We start from the raw sequence: 22704 nt of genomic DNA, 5'->3' as shown, positions 1-22704 counted from the left end.
CGTTGTAATACCGCCGGCCTGTGCAGTCAGCCGTATTCTTTACATACAAGAGTATCCCCTATACCGCACAAAGGCAATTCCCGCAGTACAGGCAGCGGGTCAAACGGGGACAGGTGCCAGAGGCATATGCTGTTATACTGCCGCCTGTGCAGGTTTATGAATAATATCTGCCGTAGTCATTATCCGACTGGACCGTATTATTATCCACATGCGGCGGGGTGTTGAAATCATTAAGCTCCATATGCGCGATAGCCCCCGCTGAAGGATAGTATGCCTCGGAATCTTCGGAAGGGGTATATCCCGGATATCCTTCAGAGGATTGCGGCTGCTGCCGATGCGGACCGTTCCCCGCATCTTCCTGCGCCTCTGGAGAAGCAAAGGAAGGCGTTTGAGAAGGCTGCGCGCCATCATCCGCCAACGGAATATCTGCCGGCAAAGGGGGCTGCTGCCGCGCAGTATCAGGAGGTTCCTGGCTGATCTCAGGCGCATCCCCTCTGATGAAGGCGAGGACTTCAGGGAGCTGTTCAGGCTGCACAAGCACTTCCCTTGCCTTGGAACCTTCAGAAGGCCCGACCACCCCCCGGGATTCAAGCAGGTCCATAAGGCGCCCTGCCTTGGCGAAACCGATACGGAGCTTGCGCTGGAGCATGGATGTGGAACCAAACTGTGCGGTAACCACCAGCTCAGCGGCCTGAAGCAGCTCATCCATATCATCGCCGATCTCTTCATCCACAGCTTTCCTGGCATCCTGCTGCTGTGCCATCTGTTCGATATCCTGGCGGTATTTGGGCTTACGCTGTGTCTTCACATATTCGACAGCCTGATGTATCTCCGACTCGCCGACCCACGCGCCCTGCACACGGATCGGCTTTGCCTGACCCATCGGCAGGAACAGTGCGTCGCCCTGTCCGATAAGGGTCTCTGCACCCGTCGAATCAAGGATCACCCGCGAATCCGTAGCCGAGGACGTCGCAAACGCCAGGCGTGAAGGGATATTCGCCTTAATAAGGCCTGTGACAACATCAACAGACGGGCGCTGCGTGGCGAGGATAAGGTGGATCCCTGCTGCCCGGGCCAGCTGCGTAATACGCTGGATAGAGCTTTCCACATCATTCTTGGCGACCATCATCATATCAGCCATCTCATCAACGACTACAAGCAGATAGGGATACGGCGCAACTTTACGGCCAGACCCCTGGGGGGCATGCACCTTGCCTTCACGCACAGCCTTATTGAAATCTTTGACATGCTTGAACCCGAAATATTGCAGGTCATCATACCGGGAGTCCATTTCCTTGACGACCCACTCCAATGCCTGGGCAGCACGTTTGGGATCAGTAATAATAGGGGTAAGGAGGTGAGGTATCCCTGCATAAGCAGTAAGCTCTACACGTTTGGGATCGACCATGATCAGGCGCACCTGTTCAGGGGTCGCACGCATCACTATTGACATAAGCATTGAGTTGATAAAACTCGATTTACCGGAACCTGTAGCGCCGGCAACCAGCAGATGCGGCATTTTAGTAAGGTCTGCAGTGATAACATGCCCTTCTACATCCTTGCCGAGGCCGGCAACCATCGGGTTAACATCCTTAAGCGCCACTTCTGAACGCAGGACATCCCCCAGATGCACGATCTCACGGTCAACATTCGGTATCTCGATACCTATGGCAGATTTTCCCGGGATAGGCGAAAGGATGCGGACATCAGAACTAGCCACTGCATAAGCAATATTTTTCTGGAGATTGGTAACCTTCTCAACTTTTACCCCCGGGCCAAGCTCCACCTCATACTGTGTCACTGAAGGCCCCCGAAGGAAACCGATCACCCGCGCATCAACACCGAACTGTTTGAAAGTTGCCTGAAGCGACATCATCACACGTTCATTTTCCGGTGTTTTAGTTGCGTGGGGCTTGCCGCGGACAAGCATATCCAATACAGGAAGCTGGTACGGCATCTCATCACCAGGCGCAGTACGTCCGTCATCGGCAACCGTGAATTCATCAGCGTCACCGGATGGATCTGCAGCAGCTACAGCATCCTGGGCCGGACGGCCCTGCGGGACTGCCACAGTGGCACTGTCGCCCTGCGCAGCCTGATGCGCAGAAGGGGCAGGAGGCTGGGGGACATCAGATATACCAGTCGGTATGTTTACAGTTGCACCGGGGCTGCCCGGATCGACTGACAGCGCCCGGGTGGGGTTGTCAGACCCAAATTCTTCACGGTTATGGGCTTTGTCGAATGCCGTGTCCCCCTCATACTCATCCAGCGGGGTATCGGCCTTCCTGCGTCGGAACATGCCCATAAACCTGTTCAGGAACGAAGGCTTGCCGGAGCCCTCGTCACTGCCGTCATGGGCCGATACACCATCAGCGAACTGCATGGTCCCGTCACCTATGCGGACTTCATTAGGGAACTCTTCCGAGCCGGTGTCGCCGCTTCCTCTGCGCCCCAGCCCTGCAAAAATTTTCGGTATATCAGTCAGATGTGTGCGTGTGATCAGCAGAAGCGAGAAAAGGGCTATAACAACAAAAACCGCTATGGCAAAGGGGATCGATAAGCCCCAGGACAAGGGGGATCCCAGGACAAAGCCGAAAAGGCCACCGGCGGACTGTACAGAATCCCACATGAATTTATGCAGCGGAGCGGATCTCACAGCATCAATAATGGAGCAGACGGACCACATCAGCAGGAACCATCCTGACACTACGCGCGAATTATCGTAATCCGACCGCTCCCCTACATTGCGCAGCAGCCTGAAAGCGATAACTATCAGCAATACCGGCAGTGCCACACTCATAACACCAAAAAGGCTGGATGCCAGGATATGCAGCCCCTGGGCAAAAAAGCCGTGTACACGGAACCATTCGCTCGCAACAAAAAGGATGGCAAAAATAATCAGTACAAAACACAGGCCATCGCGCGTAGCCTCATTATCATCAACCCCAGCCCCCGTGACGGAACGTATCAGTTTCCCCAGGGCGCGCGGGAAGAAAAGCAGGGCCTTTTTCCACCATGGCTCCTGCCGCTGGGCCGCATCTGCACCTGCTGCCGCCCGCTGCCCATGCTGTTCCTGCTGTGAACGTGGCGAAGCCCTGCCGCTTCCGTTATTCTGTAAATCGCCGGGCCTGCGTGATGATGAATTTCCTCGTACCATAACGGTTTTAAGGATAACGTAAAACTCAGTTCAGAGAGAGGCAAGCGCATAAAATCCACAAAAATATCAAGTCTTAAATCCCTGATATCACTTTGCCCACAGATGCCTGCTGTCCAAGCCCGCCTAAATGATGCTGAGCATAAGTATCAGCAACCCTGTCATCACGGTCATAATCGCCGGAATCGGCATGGTGCACGATATCCATCGCCAGTCCAGGCAGGTCAGGTGCCGTCGCATCCAACCAGTGGATACGCGGATCCCTGCCAAACCATCCCATCTGTTTACGGGCCAGGCGCCTGGTATCGTGTGCAATACGCTCATAGGCTTCATCCTCATCTATCAGCCCGTCGCAGTAATCTATGATCTGCCGATATCCCAAGGCTTTTATGGCGGTAGCGCCGAGACGGTCCCGTAACTGACGCACTTCATTGGTGAAACCGGCTTCCCTCATCCTGCGGGTCCGCAGGTTTATACGCTCATCAAGGTTTTCCCTGGTAAGGTCAAGGCCTATCTGGACAGCCGGGATAATATACCTGTAATGGGGCAGCGCAGCCGAATACGGTTTCCCCGTAAGGGCGATGACTTCCAGCGCACGGACGGTCCTGCGGATATTGTGCCAGTCCATACGGGAAGCAGCGACGGGGTCTTTCTGCTCAAGCTCAGCAAAAAGCGCCTCTGCACCGATATCCCTGCCACGCTGTTCAATATCGGACCGTATCTGAGGGTCAGTTCCGGGGAAAGAGATATCATCGATCGCTGCCCTTGCATACAGCCCCGAGCCGCCGACCAGCACAGGCGTTGCCCCCCGGGCCTGGATATCAGCGATACAGCATCTTGCAAGCTTCTGGAACCGTGCAGCAGTCATCGTTTCCTGCGGGCTGATGATATCAATAAGATGATGTTTTACTTCTGCCCGTTCCTGCACCGAAGCTTTTGCAGTACCAATATCCATGCCGCGGTACATCTGATAAGCATCAGCGTTGATGATCTCGGCAGCACGCCCTTCTTCTTCCAGGGCATGCACCAGCGAAATTGCCAGAGCAGTTTTCCCCGAAGCTGTAGGTCCTATGACCGAAATCACTTTATATGGCATATCTGCTGCGCTGCCGTTATTTTTCTGCATTCCTGAAGCAAACCTTGCAAGGCCTTATCTGCGGACACTGTACGTGTGCCCGGAACGGACATCAGGATCAGAAATAATATAATGCCTGGCAGACCCTGTTACCGTACAGGTGACAAAGTCTCCTACCTGCGGCATCTGCTCCCCCTCTGGGACGCCAATGTGCACCAGTGTCCCGGTGCGTTCGCGGCCTGTAACACGGTGCGTACTGGAATCTTTCCGCCCAGTCCCGGAAATGAGCACTTCAACATCGCGTCCTACAAACTTTCCCATTTCTTCAAGGGTTATTGATTCCTGCATATCATGAAGCCGCGTATACCTTTCGCGCATAACATCCGCGGGGATCTGCTCCATAAGCGCGGCAGGGGTCCCCGGGCGGGGGGAATATTCAAAAGTATAAGCGCCCGCAAACCGTGCACGCCCAAGGATATCCAGTGTCTGCTGGAAATCCTCCTCTGTCTCGCCGGGGAAACCTACAATAATATCCGTTGTGATCTGGGCATCAGGCATCGCTTCGCGGACGCGGTCCACTATCCCCATAAATTTTGATGTCCGGTACGACCTTCGCATCGCGCGCAATATCCTGTCCGAACCGGACTGCAGGGGCATATGGAGCTGATGCATAACATTAGGCGTTTCTGCCATGGCAGCAATAACATCATCTGTGAAGGCTGCGGGATGGGGCGAAGTGAAACGGACCCTTTCCAGCCCTTTGATATCGCCGCAGGCTCTCAGGAGCCTGGAAAACGCATAACGGTCCCCCATGGAGTATCCGTACGAATTGACATTCTGCCCGAGCAGGGTCACCTCTTTAGCACCTGAATCTACACAGCGCTGTATCTCGTCAAGGATATCCCCCGGCCTGCGGTCACGCTCACGCCCACGTACCGACGGGACTATACAGAAGGTGCACGTATTGTTGCAGCCTACGGAAATCGCGACCCATGACGATATCCGCGATACCCGGGCTGCCGGAAGCTGGCTGGGGAAGTATTCCAGGTCCGCTGCTACTTCTACCTGGGACGTATTGTACATACGGGCTTTATCCAGAAGCCCGGTAAGCGAACCTATATTTTTCGTCCCGAATACGGCATCGACCCATGGCGCCCTTTGCGTGATGCGCTGCCTGTCTTTCTGGGCCATGCACCCGCCTACAGCTATCTGAAGCTGCGGATGCTCGCGTTTCAACTCCGCCCATTGCCCCAGCGTACCGTACATGCGGTTCGAAGCGTTCTCCCTGACCGCGCAGGTATTCATAACAATCAGGTCGACATCGTTATTATCGATCTGTTCCTGGTCTGCCTTAACATACCCGTCAGCTTCCAGGACACCTGCGATACGTTCAGAATCATGCACATTCATCTGGCACCCCAGCGTATGGACATAGTAGATGCCTTTCCCCCTGCCGTGCCGGAGGGCTGTCTGCGCAGCTGCCCCGTCTACCGCAGTACTGACTGCCCCAGAACGTTCTTCAGCCGTCATCATATCTTCATTCATATAAGTGATATTACCCAATGACTCCAACTACTCCTTTACTTGGTGGCGTGTTCCCTGTATTATATATGCTGACTTCTTTATGCGGGGGAACCATGATTTTAGATGAACAGCCGACACTGAACACTGCGGAGCTGCGCAATGAACTCCAGAACCTTGCGCTTGGACAGCAGGATATCCCGATCGACCTGTCGGACCTTGACATTGACGATTTCAGTGATTACGTTTCTCAGTTCGTTGATTCCATGCAGGTCTACCGCGGCGCTATGCACGAGGTCAGCACGAAGCTTGAAATCCTTGATGATGAATACCACGTACGCTACGAGCACAACCCTATCCACCATATGGAGCGCCGCATCAAAAGCGCGAAGTCTATTTTCGGCAAACTTAAGAAGCGCCATCTCCCGCAGACCATTGAAGCGATGCAGAATAACATATACGATATTGCGGGTATCCGTGTGATATGCAACTATATCGATGATGTCTATGCCGTGGCGAATATGCTTTCCGGACAGTCAGACATTGAAATCATGGAAGTCAAGGATTATATATCCCACCCCAAGGAAAGCGGCTACCGGAGCCTCCATATGATCTACCAGGTCCCTGTTTTCCTCACTACCGGCCCGCGCATCACCCCTGTTGAAGTGCAGTTCCGCACTATCGCTATGGATTACTGGGCAAGCCTTGAACATAAGCTGCGCTACAAGGGTAATCTCAGTGACGACCAGATCGCGCGCCACTCAGGGACGCTCCAGGAGTGTGCTTCTACCCTAGCCCAAGTTGAGGGCACCATGCAGTTCATCCATCGTGACATTATTGATTCCCATGTTTCTGAGGATGACGACATTGATCTGACACCGCGCAGCTACACTGTGATCCGTGACGAAGATTAACCGAAAATCAATAATTGATGTATCCGTTTCTTCGCTGCCGCGTTAACGTGCAGGCATAGCCTGATGCCTCCATATGGTCAATCACGTGTTTTAGAATAATACTGTAGAATAGAAATAAGACACATATGCGGATAATCCGGATACCGCCTGATTGCCGCGCTAATCATATCAATCAAGGAGTGGGGTTATGACAAACGATCAGCCACAGTACGGAGCCGGCAACGGCTACCAGCAGGACCAGGCCCAGGCGCCTTACGGCCAGCAGCCATACCCGCAGTACACCCAGAATGCTGCCGGCGCCCAGAGGGCTTTCACACAGCAGCCATATATGGATGCTACAGCTGCCTATGCGCAGGATGAGCAGGCGCAGCATACATCGGTAACACGTGTCTATTTCGAGATGTTCCTGGGGATCCTTGTTACCGCAGCTGTCGCAGGGCTTGCAGCGAGCCAGGGATGGCTTGAAGCATACACAGCTGCTACAGGCCGGCTTGGTTTCTGGGGCCTGCTTATAGCGCAGCTTATTATTGTTGTTGTCCTCAGCTCCCAGGTAATGAAAATGCCCCCTGCTGTCGCACGTGTCATATTTTATCTGTACGCTGCATCCATGGGATTTACCCTGTCTACCGTTTTTTATGTCTACACCTTGGAGACTATCGGCCTGGCCCTCGGGATGTCATCCCTCTTCTTCTTTGTCCTTTCCATGATCGGCCTGACAACTAAACGGAACCTCCTCAAGTTCGGCACCATCCTTACTGCAGCTCTGATAACCCTTATAGTTGTTGAAGTCCTCCTGCTTATTTTCCGCGTATCCAGCGGCACTATGATTATCAGCGGCATCAGCCTGCTGCTTTTCGCCGGGTTCACCATGTATGATGCCCAGGCTACACGGGCTATCCTGAACCATTACCAGGGACAGCCGGAAATGATCAAGCGGGTATCAATCGTATGCGCCCTGAACCTTTATCTCGACTTTATCAACTTCTTCGTCAACCTGCTGACCCTCCTCGGAGGCGGCAGCCGGAACTGATGATAACAGGCAAATAGGTAATAGATACCCGGCAGATGGCCAGGCCATCCCGGTAATCCTAAGAGCATATTCAAACAGGGGTCTGGTACCGTAACAGGTTTCAGGCCCCTTTCTGTATGCCCGGCACGTATATAGCGCATAAGAGTGTCATGGTTATAACCGTGGTATACCCTTAGGATTATATGATGTAATAATTATCAGCCCGCTGCAGCGGCACGGCCAGCACCAGGGAGGGATACCATGCGCAACATTTCGCAGCTCCATACCATTGAAGGCTCCTTTGCATTAGTTATGGCTGCAGCATGCTGGGGTTTCGCATTCGTCTTTTCCGTTGAAGGCTCAGACACTATGTCGTTCTGGTTCTTCAATGCAACGCGCTTCACGCTGGCTTCACTGAGCCTTCTGCCTTTCGCGATATGGAGCTTTATCAGACGCCATAATCTTCTAGCAAGGCGGCATGAGCGGGCAGAAAAGATCCTCCAGTCCCTTGGCCAGGCTGCCGGTACCGCAGGAAAAGAAAAACCATCAGGAAAAGGCGTACGGAGGAACGGGGGGCTGAGCAAAACAGGAAGGGCGCACAGGCATACTGCATCCCTGAGAATACCGGTCATTGCCCTGTCGGATATCAAAAAACCGGGTTCCTTCCTCTACCGGATACTTATCTACTGCATTTGCGGCGTATTCCTCTTCAGCGCAAGCACCGTTCAGCAGCTTGGGGTCGAAATCTCAAAGCAGGCTGCGCATGCGGGGTTCATCGCAGCGCTTTATATTATTGCAGTGCCTATACTTGCCCGCATCTTCCTGAAGAAAAAAACCTCAGTGACGGCTATAACAGGGATCATTGTTGCAATCATCGGCTTCTATTTCCTCAGTATCTACGGTAAAAGCGGCCTGGCCGGAATAGACTTTTCAGACCTTATTTTTCTTGCCTCCGCCACGCTTTTCGGTGCGCATATCATTATTATCGATGCCAACATACGCCATGTTGACACTATGATGCTTTCTTTCGTCCAAAGCCTTATTGTTGCTGTCCTCAGCTGGATTGCTGCTGCATGGGACGGGTCCATCAATATGCAGGCGGCCTTACACGGATGGGTCTCCATAGCCTATACAGGTATTGTCGCCGTTGGTGTTGCTTATACGCTCCAGATAGTTGGGCAGATGTACGTACAGCCCGCGCAGGCTTCTATCCTGATGTCCCTTGAATCATTATTCTCAGCCGTAGGCGGGGTCTTCATCCTCCATGAGACTATGACGGGACCTGCTATTTTCGGAAGTATCCTGATTTTCTGCGGCACGGTCCTGTCACAGATACCCTTTGAAAATATTCGCCTCCACAGGAACAGAGATACCGTCCCTGCAATAGAAGAGTTTAAGGAGCCCCGGGGGCAGGAGGGGTCGGCCGCTACCGGGACCGGACCGGACGACGTCCGGAACGGTCCGTATACCGCGAAATAATGCCCTGTACACCGTAGCAGGCGAAGAAAAGCACCACAGCGGCACACACGGCTACTGCCGTGATAACCAGGCTCCGCCCGGCAGGAAGATATATCTCAAAGAACCTTGCGATAAACGGTATGAATGCGCCAATGACCCCTGCTGCGAAGAAAAACAGGACTAAAATACCGCGCCACGATCTCAGAGGGCGTGCAACCCTTGCAAGGACTGCAATGCCAACTATAAAAAGCACAATGCTGCACACGGTCCGCAGCTGTGCAAGATCCGAACCGCTATAGCTCCAGTGCATCAGCGGCGGCACTATCCATGCTGTCAGCAGGACGGACAGCCCTGCAGCCATGCCTCCGGGGAAAGCAAAAGCAACTACCCGTTTCAGGAAACCCGGTATATACCGGCGTGTATTAGGCGCAAGCGCCAGGATGAACGCCGGGGTACCGATAGTAAGGAAACCGATATATGTAATATGTCTTGGCAAATATGGGAAAGGCATGAAGCTCAGCACTACGCCAAGCGAAATAAGCACGGAATATACGGTTTTTACCAGGAACAGGCTTGCCACACGTTCCATGTTAGCCATCACCTGCCGGCCGCGTGCGACCACACTGGGCAGATGGGAGAATTTCGAGTCCACAAGCACTATCTGGGCAACAGCTTTTGTGGCAGGCGCCGCGTTGCCCATCGCAATGCCAAGGTCAGCCTCTTTGAGCGCCAGGGCATCATTAACGCCATCACCTGTCATAGCTACGGTATGGCCTTTACTGTGCAGGGCCTGCACTATTGCTTTTTTCTGCTCGGGGAGCACGCGGCCGAGGACATCTATATCCTCCAGGGCTTCTGCAAGTTCTTCAACGTCATCGGGAAGATTGCGGGCATCCATATACCGAGGCATGCTATCGCCTGTCAGACCGACTTTCCCGGCTATCGCTGCCACTGTCCCCGGATTGTCCCCGGAAATCACGCGGCACCTCACGCCCTGTTCACGGAACCATGCTAAAGTTTCACGGGCATCGTCGCGGATAGACTCAGAACAGATAATAAGCGATACCGGTACGATCCCGGGGTTTACCGTTTCAGCAGGATCGCTCCCCTGCGCATTTGTTTTCGGCGCATATGCCAGGAGAAGGACGCGGGACCCCTTCTCGGCAAAGGCTTCTATGCGTTTAAAAACATCAGGATACAGGCTTCCGGGATCATTGGTATCAGCATTAATCGCGGCCTGGGAACCGGAAAGGAGTACTTCCGGAGCGCCAAAGAACCACTGGGAACCGTCTGCATACGTAATGGAGCTCCATTTCCGGGCAGATGAGAAGGGGGTGCGCGACTGTATGCTTCCCGGTTTGCTGTCAGATGGCGTACCTGTCTTGCTTTTCAGCCCTTCCAGGACTGCGCGGGCTGTTGCATTCGGGGATTCTTCATTGCAGATATCGGAGAGTGCACGCCTGACCGTTTTCTCATCAGGATATCTGGGGCTGCCGGTATCAGCATCATTGCTATCCCCAAGGTTTTCAATGCTGTCAAAGACTATCCCGCCATCAGTGATAGTCCCTGTTTTATCAAGGTTCAGGGCATCCACACGTGCCAGGGTCTCTACAGCATCCAGCTCCTGGACAAGGGTATTCTGACGTGCAAGCCGCATGGCTGCTATGGCAAAATTGAGCGATGTCAGCAGCACCAGGCCTTCCGGTATCATGCCTACGACTCCGGAAACAGCAGATATATCGGCATCCTTCCACAGGTCAGAAGTAAATGCGGCCTCAAAACCTCCAACTACACGTATCTGGCTCCATGCAAGGAGGACGACCATAGGGATGCCGATAATCGTCATGACTTTAAGTATCTTATTGATGCCATCATTTAAGTCGGAATGTGTTTTTGTAAATTTTTTGACCTGTGAGGTAATCTTTGCCGCGTAACTGTTGGCGCCCACAGCAGTCACCTTTACAAGCGCCATGCCTGCTGTAGCTGTACTCCCCGACTGCACGGAATCCCCTTCGCTTTTTTTCACGGTTCGGGATTCCCCGGTAAGCATCGACTCATCAAGCTCCAGGCCATAGCTCGCCAGGACCTGCCCGTCTGCAGGGACCTGTTCACCTGCGCGTATCCACAGAAGATCGTCAAGTACGATCTTATCGCGGGTGATCTCCGTGTTAGTCCCATTCCGCCGGACTGCATATGATGCCTCTACCAGTATGGACAGCCGGTCAAGGGTACGTTTTGACCTGACTTCGCTGAAAATGCCAATCCCTGTATTGATGATGAGCACGAATCCGAACAGGGCGTCACGCCAGCGGCCTGTGATAAGTACCAGTATCATAGCGGTAAAGATTATCGCATTGAAAAGGGTGAAAACATTGGCGCGGATGATCTGCCATATTGAGCGTGATGTTTTTTCTTTAAGCGCGTTAGTCTGGCCGGAGCTTATCCTCTGCTGCACTTCGGCAGTGCCCAGTCCAGGCATCGCCACTTCAGGCAAGGCGGAAGCCGGTTTCTGCTGATCTGCCTGTGAGATTACCTGTGAAGCCTGTGCCATATATTTCTGTTCCTACTCTGTTTTATGTTTATTGATCACACTTCTCAGTACGGTAGCATGAGGGGTATCATCAATAACAGCCCTGATAACATCCAATGGCCTCATTGCTGGCGCCGGCCTTTGTTCTGTGCCCGGTTGAGAGCTGCCGGACTGGGGCGTCTGCTCAACTGAGATATCCCATAATGCTGCATAATATTCAGACCCTATACCCATGTTTTTTGCCTGCTGCTCAGAAGTATTGACCAGTATGGCTGCAGTCCTGTGTGTGCGCACCTTCTCGAGGGCCCGGGCAAAAGCAGCCTTATCGGCCCGGGAACACCGCGGATCTGTGGCTGCCTGCGGATGTACAACGATCACATGGACATGGCGCTCAAGATATGAATCGATCTCTGCCACCTGCGCCCTGACGCTTTCTGATGATGATGTGTTTTCAGTGCACGCAATAGGCGAGTACGAAGCAACGGCATATGTCTGGGACAGCTCGCGGCTCAATGCCTGCATCATATTGTCTCCGGCCCCATGGGCACCGCAGGCCCCCACAAGGCCAATACGCATATCGGTATCATCAACGCCATCAGCCAGTGTATAGCCGGGATCACCGGGAAAATAAGAATGCCCGATAGCACGTGAAGACTGCCCTCCCGAAATCTTCGAACAGGCAGACAGCATAATGCACATACACATGAAGAAAACAGCCGCGCGCAAAAATACCGTGCTGCTGATGCGCTGCCTGTATACTAGGGGCTTTCCGGTCATACAGGTATTCTACCTTTTATCTTCTATATATCCTGCTATATATCCGAATTGTTGCGCACCAGCCGCAGTATACTGCCCTAAAAAAAGCACAGGATAAGCGCAATAATAGCGAGCCCGCCCTGCTTGAGGATGATGGTTTTGCTGACAGTAAAGCTTCCATAAAGGGCAACACAGATAATGTAAGCGAGCAGCCCGATAACCGCATCCCTGCTGTGGAGTACAAATACTGCGAGGACAAGCAGGACTGCAATACCGAGGTTATAGACCCCCTGGTTCTTCATCGCAGTTCTCATGGCGGGCATTTTCAGGTCCTTGACGTCCATCCCGAAAACTTTTGCTGTTGTCCCCGAATCCGGGATCACAGTTTCCAGATAGAAAATATACGCAAATTCGGCTGCTATCAGGCAGCAGAAAATCTGCAGCGCCATATTCATTTTTTCTCCTTCATAGGGTCCGTATCCTACACGGCTTTTTAACTACAATATCAACAGTCTATCCTGCCGTGTGTAACTAAGCGTATGCCTGGCAGCTTAAATTGAGGCCGGAATCAACTATTCTATTTTTTCCCTGCCCTCACCGCATATCCATAACGGTAATGATGCCAAATCGGCGGCAGCTGCCCGGAAGATCAACGAAGAGCTGGGAGCAGCAGTCCGTGATGATCCCAGACACTTCGGCTTTATAGCCTGCCTTCCGCTCCCCTATACCGAGGGGTCTTTGGATGAGATCACGTATTCCATGGATACGCTGGGCGCATTAGGTGTCAAATTCCCCACCAATGCCAATGGTGTATACCCGGGGGATCCGAAGCTTGATCCTGTTATGGAAGAGCTCAACAGACGCAAGGCGCTGGTCATTATCCACCCCAACCGGGCGCACCAGGCTCCGAAAGATGTTATCACAGGCAAGGTTGCTGCGCTTTTCGAGTATCCCGCGGATACGACCAGGGCCCTTCTTAATATGATCGCACACAATATTATGGTACGGTTCCCCGATATCCGCTTTGTTATCCCGCACACAGGATCGTTCCTGCCCTTTATGTACCAGCGTATGAAAGGCGTCTCAAAAATTCTCGCCATGAACGGGCTTATGGACGAAACCAATGTCGACGATAATATCCGTTCCCTTTATTTCGATATTGCAGGGGACCCTGAACCCAACCAGCTGGATATGCTCCTTTCAATAACCAACGATGATCATATTGTATACGGATCAGATTTCCCGCACTCGCCGGCGAAAATTATTGAGATGAAAAAACGGGACCTTGAGCACAGCAAAAAGTGGGAAAGCATACTGCCAAAAATATATGGAGAAAACGGTGCCAGGCTTCTTACAGATATAGGGGCAGCTGTTCCTCTCTCTTAAATTTGGGTATAGAAAAAGACGGTGCTGCTATCGCCTGGATTGAGTATATTAATTATACAAACTGGGATTTGCGTTATAGCTTCAGAACGGCAATGAGTTCTTCCCCGTCCTTTTCGTCTGTTTCAGCAAAGCCGAACGAACTGTATAGCTGGCGGGCAACATCATTTTCAGGTTCATACGATAGCCAACAATACTCTGCTGCTCCGCAAGGAAAAGTATTTATAAAATCCAAGGCAAGCCTGACTGCTTTCCTACCAAGCCCTTTACCCTGATAATTCCTATCTATCATAGGCCGCCACAGGTTATAATTCCCCTTGGCTATCTTAGGTGCATTTTCCCAGTAATTATCGGCATCAAATCCTATCATCAGAAATCCAACGGGCACATCATCTTCGTATATGCCAAAAGGGAAAGCATAGCCATTTCCGGTAATCGCCGTGTAAGCTTCAATGATACTTATATCATTGGCTGCAACGAAGTTTTTCTGGTCGTTAGATACTTCAAGTTTCACAATGTCCCATACATTTTTTCCATTGACTTTTTCCAATCTAAGCATACTTTTATCCTCCTAAATTTGAATTTATCTTCCTAAAAATCCAATAATCAATGCCTCTGGAAACATATCCATTTTACAGTACGAAATGGGACTTCCTCAAATAGAGTTGATCCCATCGTTTTAACCCTATAATCCGTCATTCATCTGCCTTGAGACGATAGGCCTGTTCTACTACTTCCATGATTTGATCGACGTCCGATGCGTGCTCCATGTATAGTTCTACATCGCCATTGCCCCATCTGCCAAGACCAGTTATGTCATGGCAGATACCATTCGGGTCAATTACTTCCGAGAACTTCATGTTCAAAGAAATACGGAGCCTCTGTTTCTGGAATACGATATCCACAAAATTGGTGTCCAGCTTATAAGCGACATACAGCTTCTTGAATTCACATTTCACATCAGGAGATAGATTCTGGATTCTACGGTCCAGAGCTTCAAACAGTGTCTTTGTAAAAACATTCGTGTCATAAGACTCAATACTGTATCGCTCCGCCAACTTCTCGACTGTCTGGTAAGGAGCCAGCTCTGCTGCTGTCATATCAGGGAAGGGCCAGATCTGCTTTGCCTTATCCGCCAGCAGTGCAGCACGTTCTTTTATCCTTTGTTCGTTCCATTCCGTGAGCTTAACGACATAAGCATTCAGGCGGAGTGCGCTTCCCTTGAATCCGCCTTCCATATCCATCTTGACCTTAAATGGATGATCGCTCATCTCCGAATTGTAAGCCGTGAGAGTTAGATTGCCGATAGTATGTAAATAAGTTTTCTGAACCTCGCGCCAATTTGCTCCAAGCATCTGCTGCCATTCAGGGCTCAAACTGCTGTTCTGCGGCATAATATGTTCAATTGTATAATTCTCAATGACGATTGGCGCCTTGTTGCCATAGTTCTCCAGTTGACTGAGGATAAAGTTCCGGGTACGCATGGAGTAAATATCTCTCTGGACAAAAGCCGCCGCGAATTTTTCATCGTTCGGGAACTCTTTATAATCATCACGCATAACGAAGAAAGCCTTGATAGAATTGACGTAATCATCAGGCTTGACTTCATTCCTCAGCATAGCGAATGTCTTATCCAGAGAGTTCGTCGGTATATCACAGATGCTGCGCCGGAAAACATAGCTGATGCACAGCCTGATAATCAGCTTCAAATCATCTTCAGAAATGATGCCATCAGCATAATCATTATGCACTTTAAGCAGGAAGGGATAGGATACCGCCATACGAAGGTCATTGATGTCTTCGTATAAGGATTTGAACGCGGGGTTGCTGCTCCTTTTGAATACCATGTCGGTATAATACTTAGCGTAGGTAAGCAGGTCCTGACACAGCTCCCGAATGGTGCTGAACTCGCAATTCAGATGGTAGAGTTTGAATTCCTCATACACGCGGTCCTTCTTAGGAATGCGCGCTATCTTCATGGTCAGGTAGTCTCTGAAGAATTTATCCATGACGGAATCCTGCACCCCATAGACAAACAGCAATTCCATAGGACGCCAAAAGTGTTCATAAACATAGGTTTGTTCAGTAGGCTCCAACCCCATAAGAACATAATTCCTGATCAGGTCAGATTCAGACAGCTCTTTACCTGTGGAATTCAGGCTCTCGAAAATGGCCTGCGCATCATCAATTGAGCGGTCCAGTGTTATATTGACGATCTGCAGCTTACCAATAGACTCGTATACTTCGGCAGGCTGCAATTCTTTGTCTGCAATCTTTCCGGCAAAGAATTTATAATTATCTAACAACTTTGAACGTGTATCGACAGGGATAGGCATTTTTTCCACAAGCCGTATCAGAATATCCCGATCAGTCTCTGTCAGAAGCAGCTTATAGCGCTCGTTGCCGCTTTCATACTCGTTGTTCAATAGCATGCTGTCAATACGGCGGGCATTGATGGTGGCGTCATCCGGATCTTTTATTGCGTAATCACGCAGGGCAAGCAGAAGCAATGACAGCGTAGTCATCCGCTGCTGACCGTCTATAATCATATATTTCTGGATCCCAGTCGGCATTACCTGCTCCGCAATGTTCACTATGGAACCAACGAAGTGACCCGCTCTGCCTTTCTTCTGCATCTCGACAATGTCATTCCAAAGGCGTGTGCATTGTTCGATATCCCAGCCGTAATACCGCTGATAAACTGGTGTCAGAAACTGCCTATTGCCGTTCAATATCTCGTAGATGTTACCTTTACGTGCGTCCATATTCTACCTCCAAGAATCAATCTTTCTCTCCACCCTGTACTGACTCGAAAAAGGCTGTTTCAATTCGAAAATTTTCCTCTACTAATGACGAGTAGAGCGACAGCGCCTGACGGAACGAAGAGTTCCTTCAGAAAACCTTCACACCTACGTTCTTTATCGACAACAGCGACAAGGCAGTTATCTCCATTAGGAAAGTTCTTTAAAGGCTTCATCCCCTCCCCATTTCCTGAGTGTTCTTAATTCTACCCGCATTCAATCTCCAATCAGATTTGACTTCTAAATTATAGCTTTAGTCCTCCGACCAATATGATTGATTGTTAACAGAGCTGTTTTTGCAATCAGTTCCGGGTTCCGCTGCTGACGGAAAAATACCCGAAAAGTCCAGTAGTGCATCACTTCTCCGGCGGTCAATCCCTTAGCCGTGACAACACTGCTACCGTCTCAACGTGATGCGTCATTGGATAAATATCGTGGGCATATATGGAGCCAAGGGTGTACCCGCTGTCCAGCAGATACGCGGTGTCACGGGCAAGGCTGGCAGGATTGCATGAAATATAAATAATGCTGTGCGCCCCTGTCTTGCTGATCTGTTCGCAGGCCCTGCGGCCGGCACCAGACCGCGGAGGATCAAGGAGGATAATATCAGGATGGGTAAGCCGGGAGCGAGCTGTGTTCCCCAGTGAGCGGAGAACCTTCACCACATCGCCCTCAAGTACTGTCACATTATCTGCCCCCGCCTCTTTCAGATTTCTCCGGGCACTCCTGACAGCGGCGGGTGCGCCTTCAACACTGAGTATTTCCGCATGAGGGTACAGGGCAGCTATCGGAAGGGTGAACAGGCCGGAGCCTGAATATAAGTCCCAGATAACGCGCGCTTTGTCGGCACCGGTATCAGCCATTTCCTTCATGGCGGTACCGGCCAGCACTGCAGGGGCCATGCGGTGCATCTGCCAGAAGCCCCCTGCATCAACATGATAAGTAAAATCAGCCCTATTATTGAGGATAACCCTCTCTGTCAGTTCACGTCTGCCATACAGCACTTCCCCGTTAACAAGGACAGCATAATTGCCGCTTTCTATAAGGCCGGGATCGCCAGGCCGGGGTTCGGGGGCGCTGATGCGGATATGGTCATCAAGGTCAAACGGATGGGACCATAACCCGTGATGCTCCGCGATACTGCACAACTGCTGCGACGCCAGGGGCATCCCGTCTAAGGCAACACGCGTATGCGACTCGCGCCTGCGCATAGAAAGGCGCCCATTCCCATCTGCGACGAGATCCAGACGGGTCCTCCAGTGGAGCCCTCCCGCCTCCTCGTCTCCAGGCGTCGGATGCACAGGAACGCTGATATCGATATGCCCCAGACGTTTCATCTGCTCACTGATAACTGCCTGTTTCCATGCAAGCTGTCCCTGACGGGACACATGGACCAGGTCGGCCCCGCCGACACCGCCGCCCCATGCAAGCGGCCCGGCTAAGGGCCATACGGGTTCCACACGGTCGGGGCTGGCTGTTATGACTTCTATGACTTCGCCTGTCCAGAACCGGTCTTTCCGGTTATGTGGCTCATCAATAAGGATCCTCACCCGCTCTCCCGGCAGGGCGAAACGCACAAATACCACCCTTCCGTCTATATGGGCCACACACCTGCCCTGATCTGCATAACGCTCTATCTCAGCTTCAGCCTCAATACGGCTGCCTGCCGCCTCCGCGCCGTTGCCGGGGGCGCCTGCCGCATCTGATGCAGTCACAGTACTATCCATAAAGTTTCCATATGCTGATGAAAAAGCCTGCTACTTTTCGGCAGGCATTTCAGGAGAAAGATCAGAAGGATCCTCCTGCCTATCAGAAGCTTCCTGCTGCCTGGCAAGCTTATTGCGATGTATATGGTCAGCTGCAATAAGCCACGAGACCCAGATAACAAGGGCATACAGCGGCAGCCCCATAAGAAGGCGCGCTGTGCCGAGTAAGCCTATCTGGTTCGTGTAATACAGGGGTACCTGGACGGCAAGCCTTGATATAAGCACTGCGACCCATATCCACGTGATATAGGTGTATGCACGGTGCAGGCCGGGGTCATCATTCCATCTGTGCAGCCACTGCGAAGGCCTATCAACGGATGCGTCCCTCGCAAACTCCACTACGCAGCCGATCCCCGGTATGCGGGCTGCAAGGGATACACCGAGGATCACAACAAGTACTGCATTGATAATAAAACCCGGAAGGTAATAATTACGTGCATCCCTGCTCAGCCATGCCCAGACAAGGCATATGGCAACAGCACCTATACCTGACAGAGCGCCTGTTATGGGCTGCCGCTGCAGCAGGCGTGCGGCGAGCTCCGCAACCGCTATAGCAACAGATACCAGGACAGTCCACAGCAAGGAGTGTGTTGTTACAAAAAGGGCCAGAAAAACAAGCCCGGGAAGGACTGATTCGACCATTCCACGGATGCCCCCAATAGCAGCGATCACAGAAAAATCATCTGATGCCAGCGAGCTTATGCCTTTTCGGGGATACCGGCCCCGACGTGACGTACCATTATCCATGTTTATACGATACCGGCCATTACCGCAGTTCAGAGAACAGTGGTCCGCGTGTCAGGGAGGTCTGTACAGTTGTCTGAACATCATAGCCGTCAGGCTGTGCAGGGCGTTTAGCCTTATCCTCCAGAGGGCCGTCGCTGTCATCATCCTGCTGCGGCGCATGGGGCACAGTCATAGGGATGAGGTCGCGCGGGGCCAGCGGCTCACTGCCCCGGTCAACAACTATCTCAGAGAAAAAGTCATCGAAGACAGTTTTTTCGTCACTGCCTTCCCGGGCAGCAGGGCCTGTAAAAATACCCCTGAGCATCCAGTGCGGCCCGTCTATCCCTACAATTCGGGACACAAATTCCTTATCTTTGACTTTGACCGGGAGGAGTACTTCAGCGCCGAAAGTGCCGTCAACTTCCTCAGCCTTGGCATTCGATTCAATAAGTTCAGAACGGATATCATCCCACAGGCCCATCGTTTTAGGCGCAGCAAAAGCTTCAAGCTCAAGGCTCGAATCGCCAACGGTGAGGGTCGCGCCGATAATGATCTGGGTATCCCCTGTATTCTGCGCTTTCAGCCGTAACTGGGCGTCGTCAAGCGCAGGCAGATACATAGCGCCGATATTGATCATTGCATCGAAATCGGGCGCATCCTCATCGTTAATGTCCCATGGCCCGGCTGTCTTTTCGCCACTATCCTCAGGAACAGGGGCTGTTTCAGGATCTTTCGCGCTTTCTTCTGACTCAGTTTCAAGCTGCGAAGCATGCCCTTTTTTCGATTTTTTTCCAAAACCAAACATTATATTCCTATCACTATAAGTATCTGCTACTGCTGCGTATACACTCCATAACTATAGTTCCACCCCTATAGCTCTACAGGCATGATCATATATCATAAGCAACTGTCAGAGGCGCATGGTCGGACCACCGCGTGTCATAGCTGTCCGCCCGGTCGATCGTAAAACTGAGGGCTCTCCTGGCAAGCCCCGGAGTAGCGAACTGGTAATCAAGACGCCAGCCGGTATTGTTGTCGAAGGCCCGTCCGCGCTGGCTCCACCATGTGTACGGCCCCTGGATATCCCCGGCAAGGCTCCGCATCACATCAGTAAAACCTGTATCCCCAAGGAGCCTGTCCAGATAGGCACGTTCCTCAGGAAGGAAACCCGAATTCTTTTCATTTGCCTTGGCATTCTTGATATCCGCAGGCGTATGCGCAATATTGAAATCGCCGCACATAACCGCCTGCCTGCCGCCATTTTCAGCAGTTTCTGCCAGCTCCTGCGCCCGTTCCATCATATGGTCCAGGAACCGGAATTTCTGCTCCATTTTAGCGGGATCATCAACGTTGCCCGCGTGCATATAGACATCCACAACAGTGAGTCCATACCCCGAAGGTGTTGTGATATCAGCCTCTATCCATCGCCCTGTATCAACATCTTCGCTCAGCCCTGCAAGCCCATACCGTTTATCGGTGATCGCAAGATCGCTGATAAGGGCTACACCGGCACGCCCCGGGATCTTACATACCTCATTAAGGCAACCGACACTGCCTGCGGCGCGCAGCTTGTCACCGGCATAGTGCCGGGCGAAGCTCGCAAGGATCGCATCTGTATCTTTCTGCGGGGCACGGACTTCCTGCATGCACAGCACATCAGGCTTATGCTCGCTTACCCACGCCTCCATATTTTTCCGATACGCAGCGCGGATACCGTTAACATTCGATGTTGCAACTGTAATCGCCATATGCTGTCCTTTCCTGTTTTCCAATACCTGCCGTATGCCGTCCGGTACTTTTGCCTAGAGCAGATACCGGCTGTCCCTTCTTATCTGATAATACCTGGGCACGCCGTTTGAGTTAAGGGAAAAACCGCTGGTTGTGGCCGAACTCACACCGAAAGAATTTTTATACACCAGGGGGATCCCCGGAAGCTGCTGGAGAAGGGTTTCTTCCGCGCTCTGGTAAAGGCCGGAAGAAGAGCTTGCCGTGGCAGCAGTAAGTGCCTTCGACAGCATCGCTGTGAAATCGTCATCAGCATAACCGCTTAAATTGAAGCTGCCGTCAGCATTGGCGCTGTCCGTTGAGTACAGCGGTTTAAGATATTCCCAGGGGGTAAGGAAGCTGGGGCTCCATGTTATCCCTGCAAACCCTGATATTTCCCTCCTCTTGATTTTCCCATAAAACTCCCCTGTTGAGGGGACAGCGGCAAGCTCCACTTTTACGCCGAGCACGTCCTCAAGCTGCCGGGCGATGGAATCATACAGAGCCTTATTATCTGCCTGCGCATCATACGAGATGCGTATAGCATCATCGCTGCCCCACGGCCTGATGCTGTCCGCCTTAGCCCATAAAGCCCTGGCCTGAGCCTTACTGTATGTAAAAACCTCGCCGCCGCTTAAGCTATCGGTATACGCTGCAATCCCCGGGCTCAGGAAGTCTGTTGCAGGCAAAGCCAGGTTCGGCATAGTGTCGGAGATCAGTGATGTACGCTTCAATGCGCGCGATATAGCCTGCCTGCGCATAAGCCCTTCATCATCGAATCCGAAATGGGGATAATCCTGCGAGACCATAAGCATCTGGATACGTGAGCCTGACCCGTTAACCGCGATGGCGTTTTTATCAGACGCAAACGTCTTGTATTTGTTTCCGGGGACAGTATCAAGGACATCAAGCTTCCCGTCCTGCAGATCCTTATACGCCCTCCGGCTGTCTGAATAGAAAACGAACCTGATGCCGTCATTCCGCGCAGAATTTACAGAATGATAGTTCAGATGAGGGATAAGCGTCATACTCTGAGGGTGCCCCAACGGATCCCAATGCCACAGCCGATAGGGGCCGTTACCGACAGGGGCCTTTTCGAAGCCTGACGGATCGGCATAGAACGACTGCGGAAGCGGATAGAAAGCCCTGTTCGCAAGCATGCTGATAAAAGTCAGGCAGGGTTTGCTGAGTTCAATAGTAAAAGTCGTATCATCGATAATATTCAGGCCGGAAAGCTGCGCGTCATCAGCAATATCGCTTCTCCTCAAATCATCATACCCGCTGATCAGCGACAGATACCCTGCGTTAGGCTGATGGTGGCGGATATTCGCCTCGTAGCTCCATGCTTTTGTAAAAGATTCAGAGGTCACATTCGTGCCGTCGCTGAAAGCCATATCCGGACGGAGGGTGACTGTAAACTGCGTATAATCGTCGTTAGGCTCAATAGATACTGCGGCATCATAATGCCACTTCCCGCTGCTGTCATTGGATACAAGGCCGGCGAACAGGAGATCTGTTATCCGGGTGCTTGAGCCGCCTTGCGCCTTGCCCGGAGTTATGGCGTCTACAGGCCATGTATTATAAGCAGTGATAATTTTAGAAAGATCAGTATTCCGGGAGCCTCCTGACGATGACGGCACTGCAGCGGTACTGTTCCCGCATCCGCCCAGGCCAATGCATAAAACCGCTGCGCATAAGGATGCAATGCCCGCATGCCAACGTTTTATACGCCCGTGAACAGCCATCTGATATGCCCCCTGCAGTTTCGCCTGTACCTGTAATGACTCCATTCCTATACCCTACAAGGATATAGGCCTGCTCCAACAAAGGGGGCTGCACCGTGCCGC

At 51.9% G+C, this 22704-nt stretch carries 17 protein-coding genes; 4 read left to right on the top strand and 13 right to left on the bottom strand.

Translation table 11 applies throughout. From position 1 onward, the window contains the following. Nucleotides 1-154: 154 nt before the first annotated feature. The 3 genes from HMPREF9156_RS0102240 to miaB form a co-directional block, all read right to left on the bottom strand. Nucleotides 155-3157 carry an FtsK/SpoIIIE family DNA translocase gene (locus tag HMPREF9156_RS0102240; RefSeq protein ID WP_007147180.1) on the bottom strand — a complete coding sequence of 1001 codons (3003 nt, stop codon included), beginning with the start codon at nt 3155-3157 and terminating at the stop codon, nt 155-157. Between the two features lie 73 nt (nt 3158-3230). Beyond that, entirely contained in the window at nt 3231-4280 is a 1050-nt protein-coding gene (gene miaA, locus HMPREF9156_RS0102235; RefSeq protein ID WP_007147179.1) for a tRNA (adenosine(37)-N6)-dimethylallyltransferase MiaA, read from the bottom strand. Nucleotides 4281-4304: 24 nt separating this feature from the next. Next, nucleotides 4305-5774, bottom strand: coding sequence for a tRNA (N6-isopentenyl adenosine(37)-C2)-methylthiotransferase MiaB (miaB, locus tag HMPREF9156_RS0102230; RefSeq protein ID WP_007147178.1), 1470 nt, complete (start codon nt 5772-5774; stop codon nt 4305-4307). Between the two features lie 92 nt (nt 5775-5866). Between miaB and HMPREF9156_RS0102225 the strand changes: the two genes are divergently transcribed. The 3 genes from HMPREF9156_RS0102225 to HMPREF9156_RS0102215 all read left to right on the top strand — a co-directional run bounded on the left by HMPREF9156_RS0102225 (nt 5867) and on the right by HMPREF9156_RS0102215 (nt 9152). After that, nucleotides 5867-6664 (top strand): GTP pyrophosphokinase, encoded by a 798-nt coding sequence (locus HMPREF9156_RS0102225; RefSeq protein ID WP_007147177.1) that lies wholly within the window; start codon nt 5867-5869, stop codon nt 6662-6664. A 187-nt stretch (nt 6665-6851) separates the two neighbouring features. Further along, entirely contained in the window at nt 6852-7694 is an 843-nt protein-coding gene (locus HMPREF9156_RS0102220) for a Bax inhibitor-1/YccA family protein (RefSeq protein ID WP_007147176.1), read from the top strand. Nucleotides 7695-7934: 240 nt separating this feature from the next. Next, on the top strand, nt 7935-9152 hold the full coding sequence (locus HMPREF9156_RS0102215; protein ID WP_007147175.1) for a DMT family transporter: 1218 nt from the start codon (nt 7935-7937) through the stop codon (nt 9150-9152). On the opposite strand, the gene HMPREF9156_RS0102210 is transcribed toward HMPREF9156_RS0102215, so the two are convergent. From HMPREF9156_RS0102210 to HMPREF9156_RS0102200, 3 genes are all read right to left on the bottom strand, one after another. Beyond that, on the bottom strand, nt 9100-11682 hold the full coding sequence (locus HMPREF9156_RS0102210; protein ID WP_007147174.1) for an HAD-IC family P-type ATPase: 2583 nt from the start codon (nt 11680-11682) through the stop codon (nt 9100-9102). The two genes, HMPREF9156_RS0102215 and HMPREF9156_RS0102210, sit on opposite strands and share 53 nt — an antisense overlap. A gap of 12 nt (nt 11683-11694) precedes the next feature. Continuing rightward, on the bottom strand, nt 11695-12438 hold the full coding sequence (locus tag HMPREF9156_RS0102205; protein ID WP_007147173.1) for a hypothetical protein: 744 nt from the start codon (nt 12436-12438) through the stop codon (nt 11695-11697). Nucleotides 12439-12515: 77 nt separating this feature from the next. Beyond that, nucleotides 12516-12866: a DUF1304 domain-containing protein gene (locus tag HMPREF9156_RS0102200; protein WP_231198053.1), complete on the bottom strand. Its 351-nt coding sequence runs from the start codon at nt 12864-12866 to the stop codon at nt 12516-12518. 106 nt (nt 12867-12972) lie between these two features. Here HMPREF9156_RS0102200 and HMPREF9156_RS0102195 point away from each other — a divergent pair, with 106 nt between their 5' ends. Continuing rightward, nucleotides 12973-13803: an amidohydrolase family protein gene (locus tag HMPREF9156_RS0102195; protein ID WP_100214477.1), complete on the top strand. Its 831-nt coding sequence runs from the start codon at nt 12973-12975 to the stop codon at nt 13801-13803. A gap of 73 nt (nt 13804-13876) precedes the next feature. Here the strand turns inward: HMPREF9156_RS0102195 and HMPREF9156_RS0102190 are convergent, their stop codons facing one another. From HMPREF9156_RS0102190 to HMPREF9156_RS0102155, 7 genes are all read right to left on the bottom strand, one after another. Then, the gene (locus HMPREF9156_RS0102190; RefSeq protein ID WP_007147170.1) at nt 13877-14359 is read right to left on the bottom strand and encodes a GNAT family N-acetyltransferase; all 483 of its coding nucleotides are present in this window, start codon (nt 14357-14359) and stop codon (nt 13877-13879) included. 136 nt (nt 14360-14495) lie between these two features. Further along, nucleotides 14496-16565 carry a DUF262 and DUF1524 domain-containing protein gene (locus tag HMPREF9156_RS0102185; protein ID WP_007147169.1) on the bottom strand — a complete coding sequence of 690 codons (2070 nt, stop codon included), beginning with the start codon at nt 16563-16565 and terminating at the stop codon, nt 14496-14498. A 407-nt stretch (nt 16566-16972) separates the two neighbouring features. Then, complete coding sequence (locus HMPREF9156_RS0102175; protein WP_029246324.1) at nt 16973-18256, bottom strand: class I SAM-dependent RNA methyltransferase; 1284 nt, start codon at nt 18254-18256, stop codon at nt 16973-16975. A 102-nt stretch (nt 18257-18358) separates the two neighbouring features. After that, nucleotides 18359-19114: a DUF3159 domain-containing protein gene (locus tag HMPREF9156_RS0102170; protein ID WP_007147166.1), complete on the bottom strand. Its 756-nt coding sequence runs from the start codon at nt 19112-19114 to the stop codon at nt 18359-18361. Between the two features lie 19 nt (nt 19115-19133). Continuing rightward, nucleotides 19134-19898, bottom strand: coding sequence for a DUF3710 domain-containing protein (locus HMPREF9156_RS0102165; protein ID WP_007147165.1), 765 nt, complete (start codon nt 19896-19898; stop codon nt 19134-19136). 85 nt (nt 19899-19983) lie between these two features. Then, complete coding sequence (locus HMPREF9156_RS0102160; RefSeq protein WP_007147164.1) at nt 19984-20841, bottom strand: exodeoxyribonuclease III; 858 nt, start codon at nt 20839-20841, stop codon at nt 19984-19986. A 54-nt stretch (nt 20842-20895) separates the two neighbouring features. Beyond that, nucleotides 20896-22647, bottom strand: coding sequence for a peptide ABC transporter substrate-binding protein (locus HMPREF9156_RS0102155; RefSeq protein ID WP_017147406.1), 1752 nt, complete (start codon nt 22645-22647; stop codon nt 20896-20898). Nucleotides 22648-22704: the final 57 nt, after the last annotated feature.

This window comes from Scardovia wiggsiae F0424 (assembly GCF_000269605.1).
GTDB classification, from domain to species: Bacteria; Actinomycetota; Actinomycetes; order Actinomycetales; family Bifidobacteriaceae; genus Scardovia; species Scardovia wiggsiae.
This window is presented reverse-complemented; position numbering and strand designations above follow the sequence as displayed.

Excerpts from the sequence above, each read along its gene's own strand:
- HMPREF9156_RS0102240 (WP_007147180.1), bottom strand. The coding sequence starts at position 3,157 with ATGGTACGAGGAAATTCATCATCACGCAGGCCCGGCGATTTACAGAAT.
- miaA (WP_007147179.1), bottom strand. The coding sequence starts at position 4,280 with ATGCAGAAAAATAACGGCAGCGCAGCAGATATGCCATATAAAGTGATT.
- miaB (WP_007147178.1), bottom strand. The coding sequence starts at position 5,774 with ATGAATGAAGATATGATGACGGCTGAAGAACGTTCTGGGGCAGTCAGT.
- HMPREF9156_RS0102225 (WP_007147177.1), top strand. The coding sequence starts at position 5,867 with ATGATTTTAGATGAACAGCCGACACTGAACACTGCGGAGCTGCGCAAT.
- HMPREF9156_RS0102220 (WP_007147176.1), top strand. The coding sequence starts at position 6,852 with ATGACAAACGATCAGCCACAGTACGGAGCCGGCAACGGCTACCAGCAG.
- HMPREF9156_RS0102215 (WP_007147175.1), top strand. The coding sequence starts at position 7,935 with ATGCGCAACATTTCGCAGCTCCATACCATTGAAGGCTCCTTTGCATTA.
- HMPREF9156_RS0102210 (WP_007147174.1), bottom strand. The coding sequence starts at position 11,682 with ATGGCACAGGCTTCACAGGTAATCTCACAGGCAGATCAGCAGAAACCG.
- HMPREF9156_RS0102205 (WP_007147173.1), bottom strand. The coding sequence starts at position 12,438 with ATGACCGGAAAGCCCCTAGTATACAGGCAGCGCATCAGCAGCACGGTA.
- HMPREF9156_RS0102200 (WP_231198053.1), bottom strand. The coding sequence starts at position 12,866 with ATGGCGCTGCAGATTTTCTGCTGCCTGATAGCAGCCGAATTTGCGTAT.
- HMPREF9156_RS0102190 (WP_007147170.1), bottom strand. The coding sequence starts at position 14,359 with ATGCTTAGATTGGAAAAAGTCAATGGAAAAAATGTATGGGACATTGTG.
- HMPREF9156_RS0102185 (WP_007147169.1), bottom strand. The coding sequence starts at position 16,565 with ATGGACGCACGTAAAGGTAACATCTACGAGATATTGAACGGCAATAGG.
- HMPREF9156_RS0102170 (WP_007147166.1), bottom strand. The coding sequence starts at position 19,114 with ATGGATAATGGTACGTCACGTCGGGGCCGGTATCCCCGAAAAGGCATA.
- HMPREF9156_RS0102165 (WP_007147165.1), bottom strand. The coding sequence starts at position 19,898 with ATGTTTGGTTTTGGAAAAAAATCGAAAAAAGGGCATGCTTCGCAGCTT.
- HMPREF9156_RS0102160 (WP_007147164.1), bottom strand. The coding sequence starts at position 20,841 with ATGGCGATTACAGTTGCAACATCGAATGTTAACGGTATCCGCGCTGCG.
- HMPREF9156_RS0102155 (WP_017147406.1), bottom strand. The coding sequence starts at position 22,647 with ATGGAGTCATTACAGGTACAGGCGAAACTGCAGGGGGCATATCAGATG.